Annotated in this window: 1 protein-coding gene; it reads right to left on the bottom strand. The window is 74.4% G+C overall.

The features are described from left to right. A partial coding sequence (locus CCN37_RS36940) for a hypothetical protein (protein WP_210408382.1) occupies positions 1-207 on the bottom strand: 207 nt, incomplete at both ends.

Raw genomic sequence — 207 nt, 5'->3', positions numbered from 1 at the left:
CGCGCACCGGGTCCGCGCCGATCAGCCGCGCCAGCAACCGCAGCGCTGTCTCCGTGGAGAGCATGCCCAGGCTCACCGAGTCCGCGCCGTTGAGCGCGACCAGCCCGCCGAGCCTGCTGCGGCTGGTCACCAGCACCGTGCAGCCGGGCGTACCGGGCAGCAGCGGCCGGACCTGCTCAGTGCCGCGCGCGTTGTCCAGCACCACCA

It is taken from the genome of Allokutzneria sp. NRRL B-24872, assembly GCF_002155965.1.
GTDB lineage: Bacteria > Actinomycetota > Actinomycetes > Mycobacteriales > Pseudonocardiaceae > Allokutzneria.
Note: the sequence above shows the minus strand (reverse complement) of the source record. Positions and strands in the feature narration are given on the sequence as shown.